This window comes from Methylotenera sp., from assembly GCF_030684185.1.
Classification (GTDB): Bacteria; Pseudomonadota; Gammaproteobacteria; order Burkholderiales; family Methylophilaceae; genus Methylotenera.
On record NZ_JAUXOY010000029.1, the window covers coordinates 1 to 7,105 of the forward strand.

General features: G+C 43.2%; 15 protein-coding genes and 1 pseudogene. All 16 read right to left on the bottom strand.

Annotated elements, in window-relative coordinates; translation table 11 throughout:
* Positions 1 to 9: 9 nt before the first annotated feature.
* Complete coding sequence (rpsN, locus tag Q8J82_RS12045) at positions 10 to 315, bottom strand: 30S ribosomal protein S14 (protein ID WP_304890112.1); 306 nt, start codon at positions 313 to 315, stop codon at positions 10 to 12.
* A 3-nt stretch (positions 316 to 318) separates the two neighbouring features.
* Positions 319 to 858, bottom strand: a complete 540-nt coding sequence (gene rplE / locus Q8J82_RS12050) for a 50S ribosomal protein L5 (protein ID WP_304890113.1) — start codon at positions 856 to 858, stop codon at positions 319 to 321.
* Between the two features lie 8 nt (positions 859 to 866).
* Positions 867 to 1,184 carry a 50S ribosomal protein L24 gene (gene rplX, locus Q8J82_RS12055; protein WP_304890114.1) on the bottom strand — a complete coding sequence of 106 codons (318 nt, stop codon included), beginning with the start codon at positions 1,182 to 1,184 and terminating at the stop codon, positions 867 to 869.
* Between the two features lie 8 nt (positions 1,185 to 1,192).
* Positions 1,193 to 1,561, bottom strand: coding sequence for a 50S ribosomal protein L14 (gene rplN / locus Q8J82_RS12060; RefSeq protein WP_013147049.1), 369 nt, complete (start codon positions 1,559 to 1,561; stop codon positions 1,193 to 1,195).
* 230 nt (positions 1,562 to 1,791) lie between these two features.
* Entirely contained in the window at positions 1,792 to 2,037 is a 246-nt protein-coding gene (gene rpsQ, locus Q8J82_RS12065; protein ID WP_304890115.1) for a 30S ribosomal protein S17, read from the bottom strand.
* Positions 2,038 to 2,039: 2 nt separating this feature from the next.
* Positions 2,040 to 2,234, bottom strand: coding sequence for a 50S ribosomal protein L29 (rpmC, locus tag Q8J82_RS12070; protein WP_013147047.1), 195 nt, complete (start codon positions 2,232 to 2,234; stop codon positions 2,040 to 2,042).
* Positions 2,235 to 2,249: 15 nt separating this feature from the next.
* Positions 2,250 to 2,666, bottom strand: a complete 417-nt coding sequence (gene rplP / locus Q8J82_RS12075; RefSeq protein WP_013147046.1) for a 50S ribosomal protein L16 — start codon at positions 2,664 to 2,666, stop codon at positions 2,250 to 2,252.
* Complete coding sequence (gene rpsC, locus Q8J82_RS12080; protein WP_304890116.1) at positions 2,650 to 3,375, bottom strand: 30S ribosomal protein S3; 726 nt, start codon at positions 3,373 to 3,375, stop codon at positions 2,650 to 2,652. Before rpsC ends, rplP begins: the two co-directional genes overlap by 17 nt.
* Positions 3,376 to 3,384: 9 nt before the next feature.
* On the bottom strand, positions 3,385 to 3,714 hold the full coding sequence (rplV, locus tag Q8J82_RS12085; protein WP_013147044.1) for a 50S ribosomal protein L22: 330 nt from the start codon (positions 3,712 to 3,714) through the stop codon (positions 3,385 to 3,387).
* Positions 3,715 to 3,723: 9 nt separating this feature from the next.
* Complete coding sequence (gene rpsS / locus Q8J82_RS12090) at positions 3,724 to 3,999, bottom strand: 30S ribosomal protein S19 (RefSeq protein WP_015831300.1); 276 nt, start codon at positions 3,997 to 3,999, stop codon at positions 3,724 to 3,726.
* Between the two features lie 3 nt (positions 4,000 to 4,002).
* Positions 4,003 to 4,836: a 50S ribosomal protein L2 gene (gene rplB, locus Q8J82_RS12095; protein ID WP_304908108.1), complete on the bottom strand. Its 834-nt coding sequence runs from the start codon at positions 4,834 to 4,836 to the stop codon at positions 4,003 to 4,005.
* An 11-nt stretch (positions 4,837 to 4,847) separates the two neighbouring features.
* Entirely contained in the window at positions 4,848 to 5,162 is a 315-nt protein-coding gene (rplW, locus tag Q8J82_RS12100) for a 50S ribosomal protein L23 (protein WP_304890118.1), read from the bottom strand.
* On the bottom strand, positions 5,159 to 5,785 hold the full coding sequence (gene rplD, locus Q8J82_RS12105; RefSeq protein ID WP_304890119.1) for a 50S ribosomal protein L4: 627 nt from the start codon (positions 5,783 to 5,785) through the stop codon (positions 5,159 to 5,161). Before rplD ends, rplW begins: the two co-directional genes overlap by 4 nt.
* The gene (gene rplC, locus Q8J82_RS12110; protein WP_304890120.1) at positions 5,785 to 6,444 is read right to left on the bottom strand and encodes a 50S ribosomal protein L3; all 660 of its coding nucleotides are present in this window, start codon (positions 6,442 to 6,444) and stop codon (positions 5,785 to 5,787) included. Before rplC ends, rplD begins: the two co-directional genes overlap by 1 nt.
* A 134-nt stretch (positions 6,445 to 6,578) precedes the next feature.
* On the bottom strand, positions 6,579 to 6,887 hold the full coding sequence (rpsJ, locus tag Q8J82_RS12115) for a 30S ribosomal protein S10 (protein WP_304890121.1): 309 nt from the start codon (positions 6,885 to 6,887) through the stop codon (positions 6,579 to 6,581).
* An 87-nt stretch (positions 6,888 to 6,974) separates the two neighbouring features.
* Positions 6,975 to 7,105, bottom strand: a pseudogene (locus tag Q8J82_RS12120) (elongation factor Tu); the annotation flags it as partial.

Consider the following 7,105-nt stretch of genomic DNA (forward strand, 5'->3'; position numbering starts at 1 on the left):
ATCCTCCTATTACCAGCTGGCTTTAGTGACGCCTGGCACTTGGCCACTCATCATTAAATCGCGTAATTTACTACGCCCAATACCGAATTTACTAAACACACCACGTGGGCGACCAGTTAAAGCACAACGATTACGAAGACGAACCGGACTAGAGTTACGTGGAAGCGCTTGAAATTTCATGCGCGCTTCAAGGCGACTCTCAGCAGTAGCAGTAACGTCATTCATTGCCGCTTCAAGTGCAGCACGTTTTACAGCGAATTTACTTACAGTTGCGCGACGTTTAATTTCGCGTTCTGTCATACAGGTTTTAGCCATGACTTAACCTCTGAAAGGAAAACTAAACGCAGCAAGCAAAGCTTTTGCTTCTTCATCCGTTTTCGCAGTAGTTGTAATAGTGATATTCATTCCACGAATTGCATCGATTTTATCGTATTCAATTTCAGGGAAAATGATTTGCTCTTTAACACCCATGTTGTAGTTACCACGACCATCAAATGACTTCGCAGAAATACCGCGGAAGTCACGAATACGTGGAATAGCTACAGTAACCAAACGATCTAAGAACTCGTACATGCGCTCACGGCGTAAAGTTACTTTACAACCTACAGGATAGTCATCACGAATTTTAAATGCAGCCACTGATTTTTTAGCTTTAGTTACAACTGCTTTTTGACCTGCAATTTTTTCCATATCGCCAACAGCGTGTTCCATTACCTTCTTATCTGCAACAGCCTCACCAACACCCATATTAAGAGTGATTTTATCAATGCGAGGTACTTGCATTACTGAAGTGTAACCAAATTGCTCAGTCATAGATTTAACAACTGAGTCTTTATAAAAATCTTTTAAGCGCGCCATAACTCTTCCTATGCGTCCACTGCTTCACCATTAGATTTGAATACGCGAATTTTGCGACCATCATCCAATGTTTTGAAGCCTACGCGATCACCTTTTTGGGTCGCACTGTTAAATAAAGCAACGTTAGAAATGTCTAATGGCATTTCTTTAGCAATGATGCCGCCAGCAATACCCTTCATCGGGTTTGCTTTTGCGTGTTTCTTAACCAAGTTAAGACCCTCAACAACAACATGACCTGAATCAAGAATACCAATAACAGCACCTTGCTTACCTTTGTCTTTACCGGTATTTAGGATGACTTGATCACCCTTGCGAATTTTGTTCATGTAAACTCCTACAACACTTCTGGCGCTAATGAAACGATTTTCATGAATTTTTCAGTACGTAATTCACGCGTTACTGGCCCAAATATACGGGTACCAATCGGTTCTAGCTTATTATTTAACAGTACTGCAGCATTGCCGTCGAACTTAACCAAAGAACCGTCTGGACGACGAACACCTTTAGCAGTACGCACAACTACCGCGCTGTAAACTTCGCCTTTTTTAACGCGACCACGGGGCGCAGCATCTTTGATGCTCACCTTAATGATATCGCCTATTCCAGCGTAACGACGCTTAGAGCCACCTAACACCTTGATGCATTGCACAGAGCGCGCACCAGTGTTATCGGCAACTTCTAGCCGAGATTGCATTTGAATCATGAGAATACTCTCCAACTTAATCCGTTAAAACCAACACCAGCCATTTTTAACTGAAACTTATCTTTCAGTTAACACGGCCGATAGACCCGGTCAGTATTGGGGCGAGAGCTTAAGACTTAAATTTTACAGAAAGTCGCTCGCCTAAATAGCCAAACATTATAACTCGATACATGTTATTGCGCAATTACTATTGATAACAATTACGCAATAATTCTAAACTAGATACCTACTTAAGCCGCCTTAACAACCCAAGCCTTAGTTTTAGAAAGTGGGCGACTTTCAACAATAGTCACCAAGTCACCCTCTTTGCAGCTATTAGTTTCATCATGAGCATGAAACTTCTTAGACTGCCGTACAACTTTACCAATAAGAGGATGTTTAACCTTACGCTCAACTAATACCGTAACAGTCTTGTCCATTTTGTCACTTACAACGCGGCCAGAAAGGCTACGTACTACTTTTGTTGTTTCAGTCATAGTTATGCCTGTTTTGCTTTCTCAGCCAATACAAGCTTCACACGCGCTACATCTTTGCGTACTTTACCTAGCTGATCTACTTTAGATAATTGTTGAGTAGCTACTTGCATACGAAGCGAGAATTGCGCACGGCGCAATTCAATCAACTCTGCATTTAACTCTTCAACGCTTTTTGCTCTTAAATCGGTTGCTTTCATATTAGCGTACCTTTCTTAACTACCGATTTGGCGAGTCATGAATGTCGTTTCAATTGGCAACTTCGCAGCAGCCAAGCGGAACGCTTCACGTGCAAGCTCTTCGCTTACTCCGTCCATCTCGTATAACATTTTACCTGGTTGGATTTGAGCAACGTAGTACTCTGTACTACCTTTACCATTACCCATACGCACTTCTGCAGGTTTTTTAGAAATTGGTTGATCTGGGAATATGCGAATCCATACACGACCACCACGTTTAATATGACGAGTCATTACACGACGAGCAGCTTCAATTTGACGAGCAGTTAAACGGCCACGGCCGACTGCTTTCAAACCAAAATCACCAAAACTTACTTTATTACCCGTAGTTGCAATGCCCTTGTTACGGCCTTTTTGCATCTTACGATATTTTTGTCTAGACGGTTGTAGCATCTTTAGCCCTCGGCTTTCTTACTTTTTTCTCTGGCTCAGCAACTGGAGTAACGGTAGCACCAATTGGAGCTTGCGCATTACCAGCAAAAATTTCGCCTTTGAATACCCAAACTTTAATACCGATAATACCGTATGTGGTTGACGCTTCGGCAACACCGTAATCAATGTCTGCACGTAGCGTATGTAATGGCACACGGCCTTCGCGGTACCATTCAGTACGCGCAATTTCAATTCCATTCAAACGACCTGAACTCATGATTTTGATACCTTGAGCACCAAGACGCATTGCATTTTGCATTGCACGCTTCATAGCACGACGGAACATCACACGTTTTTCAAGTTGTTGAGCAATTGATTGTGCAATCAATGTTGCATCAATTTCAGGCTTACGCACTTCTTCAATGTTTAAATGAACTGGTACGCCCATTAAACCTTGTAAAGTTGCGCGCAAAGACTCAATGTCTTCACCTTTTTTACCGATAACAACACCAGGACGCGCACTGTAAATAGTGATTTTTGCGTTCTTTGCAGGACGCTCAATCAAAATACGGCTAACCGCCGCACTTGCTAACTTTTTGTTTAAGAACTCACGTACTTTAATGTCACCTTGCAACATTGCAGGGAAGTTCTTGCTATTGGCATACCAACGTGAGGACCAGTTTTTTTGGACACTCAGACGGAAACCAATTGGATGAATTTTCTGACCCATGATTATCCCTTAGTTACCGACAGTCACATGAATGTGACAGGTTGGTTTAGTAATACGACCAGCGCGGCCTTTTGCACGTGGACGAATACGTTTAAGCACAATACCTTTATCAACATAAATTGAAGTTACTTTCAATTCGTCAATATCGGCGCCATTGTTATGTTCAGCATTTGCGATTGCAGATTCAACAACCTTCTTAATGATTTCAGCGCCTTTCTTAGGCGTGAAATTAAGAATGTTGAGTGCGTGATCCACTTTCTTACCTCGAACAAGGTCTGCCACCAATCTAGCCTTTTGAGGAGAGAGATGAACACCTTTTAATATTGCAGATACTTGCATCTTCAGCTCCTACTTCTTAGCTTTTTTGTCGGCTGCATGACCTTTGAATGTACGTGTCAACGCAAATTCACCGAGCTTGTGACCTACCATGTTTTCAGAAATCAACACTGGAATGTGTTGCTTACCATTATGAATTGCAATAGTAAGACCGATAAAATCCGGGAAAATTGTAGAACGACGTGACCAAGTCTTAATTGGTTTACGATCGCGTGTTGCAGCTGCAACCTCTACTTTTTTTGCCAAATGACCATCAATAAATGGACCTTTTTTAAGTGAACGTGCCATAAATTACCTTACGCCTCTCGGACGACGACTAATACGCATGTTATCGGTACGTTTACTACTACGTGTACGATAACCTTTAGTTTTAACACCCCATGGGCTAACTGGGTTCATACCAGCAGCTGTTTTACCTTCACCGCCACCGTGCGGGTGATCAACCGGGTTCATCACCACACCGCGGACGGTTGGGCGAACACCACGCCAGCGCATCGCGCCAGCTTTACCAATTGAACGAAGTGAATGCTCTTCATTTCCAACTTCACCTAAAGTTGCCATGCAATCAACGTGTACACGGCGAACTTCACCTGAACGTAAACGCAATTGAGCATATGCACCTTCACGCGCTAGCAATTGCACCGAAGTACCTGCTGAACGAGCAATCTGCGCTCCTTTGCCAGGCTGCAACTCTATACAATGAATTGTACTACCCACTGGAATATTACGTAGCGGCATTGCATTACCCACTTTAATAGGCGCTTCAGAACCACTGATTAACTGCATACCAGCAGTTACACCACGCGGGGCAATAATGTAACGGCGCTCACCATCTGCATAACAAAGCAATGCAATGTGTGCAGTGCGGTTTGGATCATACTCAATATGCTCCACTTTGGCCGGGATGCCAGTTTTATTACGACGGAAATCAATTAAGCGATAATGCTGCTTATGACCGCCTCCCTGGTGACGCGTTGTAATATGACCGTTATTATTACGGCCAGCATGCCTGCTTTGACTTTCCAACAGCGGTGCGTGTGGTTTACCTTTATAAAGGTCAGGTGTTACCACCTTGACTACACCACGACGACCCGGGGACGTTGGCTTGACTTTAACTAATGCCATCTCATCTCTCCTTATTCAGCCGCTGCGAAGTTAATTTCTTGGCCTGGCTTCAAGCTTACATAAGCTTTTTTCCAGTCTTTACGCTTGCCCGTACTTTTGCCAGCGCGCTTTGTTTTACCACCAACATTAATCGTAGCAACTTTATCAACTTCAACCTTGAAAACAAGCTCGACAGCTGCTTTGATTTCTGGTTTAGTTGCATCGGTACGCACAATAAACGCAATCTGCTGATGCTTATCAGCAATATAAGTTGCTTTTTCTGTAATTTGTGGGGCTAAGATAACTTGCAACAAGCGATCTTGAGTTTTAGTAATAGCGGTCATCATGCTAACATCTCCTCAAGTTTCTTCACTGCTGCAGTTGTTGCCACAACATTCGGGAAACGCACCAAACTGACCGGGTCAGCGTATTGCGCTTCAACCACCATAACGTTAATTAGGTTACGTGAAGATAAATATAAATTCTCGTCAAAACCATCGGTAAGCACTAATACAGCGCCTTCATAACCCATGCCTTTTATTTTTTCAGCCAAAGCCTTAGTTTTAGGTGTAGTAACAACAAATTCTTCAACTACATTTAAACGCTCTTGACGTACCAATTCAGACAAAATTGTTTGCATACCCGCACGGTAAGCCTTACGGTTTACTTTGTGGCTGAAATTTTCATCTGGCGAATTAGGGAATGCGCGACCGCCTCCACGCCAGATTGGGCTAGACGTCATACCAGCACGCGCGTTACCCGTTCCTTTTTGCGCGTACGGCTTGTGCGTAGTATGTGCAACATTACCACGACCTTTTTGTGCGCGAGTTGCAGTACGGGCATTTGCCATATAAGCGACAACAACTTGATGCACTAAAGCCTCGTTAAAAGCGCGACCAAAAGTATCATCAGATACAGTTACGCCTTTTTTAACAGCCTTGCCGTTTTTGTCTTGTAATTTGAGTTCCATTATTTCATCCCCTTCTGAAGCTTAGCTTTAATAGCCGGACGTACAACTACGTCACCGCCCTTAGAACCAGGGATTGCACCTTTAATCAGCAAAAGGTTACGCTCAACATCAACACGAACAATTTCAAGGTTCTGTGTAGTGACTTTAGTAGCACCTAAGTGCCCAGGCATGCGCTTACCAGGGAATACTCGACCCGGATCTTGCGCCATACCGATAGAACCAGGTACGTTATGTGATTTAGAGTTACCGTGTGATGCACGGTTAGACTTAAAGTGATGACGCTTGATAGCGCCAGCAAAGCCCTTACCTAGAGAAATGCCAGTCACGTCAACTATTTGACCCGCTTGGAAAATATCAACAGTGATATTTGCACCAGCAGTGTAATTAGCTAAAACATCACCAGTCACTGGGAATTCATGTATACCAGCACCTGCAGCAGAACCAGACTTGGCATAATGCCCAGTCAATGCACTGTTGATGCGGCTAGCACGACGTGTACCGTAAGCAACCTGAAGGCCCGTATAGCCATCGCTTGCGATCGTCTTGATCTGTGTCACACGGTTAGGTACAACTTCCAACACGGTTACTGGGATGCTTGCGCCATCATCAGTAAACACGCGGGTCATACCCACCTTGCGACCAATAAGCCCTAAGCTCATGATCGTATCCTTATTATTTAGTTAAAAAGTCGATTACAATTGACCGACTTCTGTGAAAGAGCGCGGATTATACCGAACTCTGAATTGCTTTACAAGATGTAATTTACTTCTACTTTAGGTAAGATAATGTAAAACTAAAGTTTAATTTCAACATCTACGCCAGCAGGCAAATCAAGCTTCATTAATGCATCAACTGTTTTATCAGTAGGATCAACGATATCCATCAAACGTTGATGTGTACGAATCTCGAACTGATCACGTGAAGTTTTATTGACGTGTGGTGAACGTAAAATATCAAAACGTTCAATGCGTGTTGGCAATGGAACCGGACCTTTTACAACCGCGCCAGTACGTTTAGCAGTTTCTACGATTTCTTGAGCCGACTGATCAATCAAACGATAATCAAATGCTTTAAGACGAATACGAATTTTTTGAGTTGCCATTTTTTACTGCCTTTCATATTTACTGCTTTTCAAAGAGCGAAACGGCAGAGTTCACTCTGCCGTTTAATTAAACTACCAATTACAAAATTACTCGATAATTTTTGCTACCACACCAGCACCCACAGTACGGCCACCTTCACGGATCGCAAAGCGTAAGCCTTCTTCCATCGCGATTGGTGAGATTAATGTGACGGTGATTGATACGTTATCACCTGGCA

Coding starts and splice junctions, on each gene's coding strand:
- rpsJ (WP_304890121.1), bottom strand. CDS start 6,887: ATGGCAACTCAAAAAATTCGTATTCGTCTTAAAGCATTTGATTATCGT.
- rpsC (WP_304890116.1), bottom strand. CDS start 3,375: ATGGGTCAGAAAATTCATCCAATTGGTTTCCGTCTGAGTGTCCAAAAA.
- rplW (WP_304890118.1), bottom strand. CDS start 5,162: ATGATGACCGCTATTACTAAAACTCAAGATCGCTTGTTGCAAGTTATC.
- rplX (WP_304890114.1), bottom strand. CDS start 1,184: ATGAACAAAATTCGCAAGGGTGATCAAGTCATCCTAAATACCGGTAAA.
- rpmC (WP_013147047.1), bottom strand. CDS start 2,234: ATGAAAGCAACCGATTTAAGAGCAAAAAGCGTTGAAGAGTTAAATGCA.
- rplB (WP_304908108.1), bottom strand. CDS start 4,836: ATGGCATTAGTTAAAGTCAAGCCAACGTCCCCGGGTCGTCGTGGTGTA.
- rpsN (WP_304890112.1), bottom strand. CDS start 315: ATGGCTAAAACCTGTATGACAGAACGCGAAATTAAACGTCGCGCAACT.
- rplE (WP_304890113.1), bottom strand. CDS start 858: ATGGCGCGCTTAAAAGATTTTTATAAAGACTCAGTTGTTAAATCTATG.
- rpsQ (WP_304890115.1), bottom strand. CDS start 2,037: ATGACTGAAACAACAAAAGTAGTACGTAGCCTTTCTGGCCGCGTTGTA.
- rpsS (WP_015831300.1), bottom strand. CDS start 3,999: ATGGCACGTTCACTTAAAAAAGGTCCATTTATTGATGGTCATTTGGCA.
- rplN (WP_013147049.1), bottom strand. CDS start 1,561: ATGATTCAAATGCAATCTCGGCTAGAAGTTGCCGATAACACTGGTGCG.
- rplD (WP_304890119.1), bottom strand. CDS start 5,785: ATGGAACTCAAATTACAAGACAAAAACGGCAAGGCTGTTAAAAAAGGC.
- rplV (WP_013147044.1), bottom strand. CDS start 3,714: ATGCAAGTATCTGCAATATTAAAAGGTGTTCATCTCTCTCCTCAAAAG.
- rplP (WP_013147046.1), bottom strand. CDS start 2,666: ATGCTACAACCGTCTAGACAAAAATATCGTAAGATGCAAAAAGGCCGT.
- rplC (WP_304890120.1), bottom strand. CDS start 6,444: ATGAGCTTAGGGCTTATTGGTCGCAAGGTGGGTATGACCCGCGTGTTT.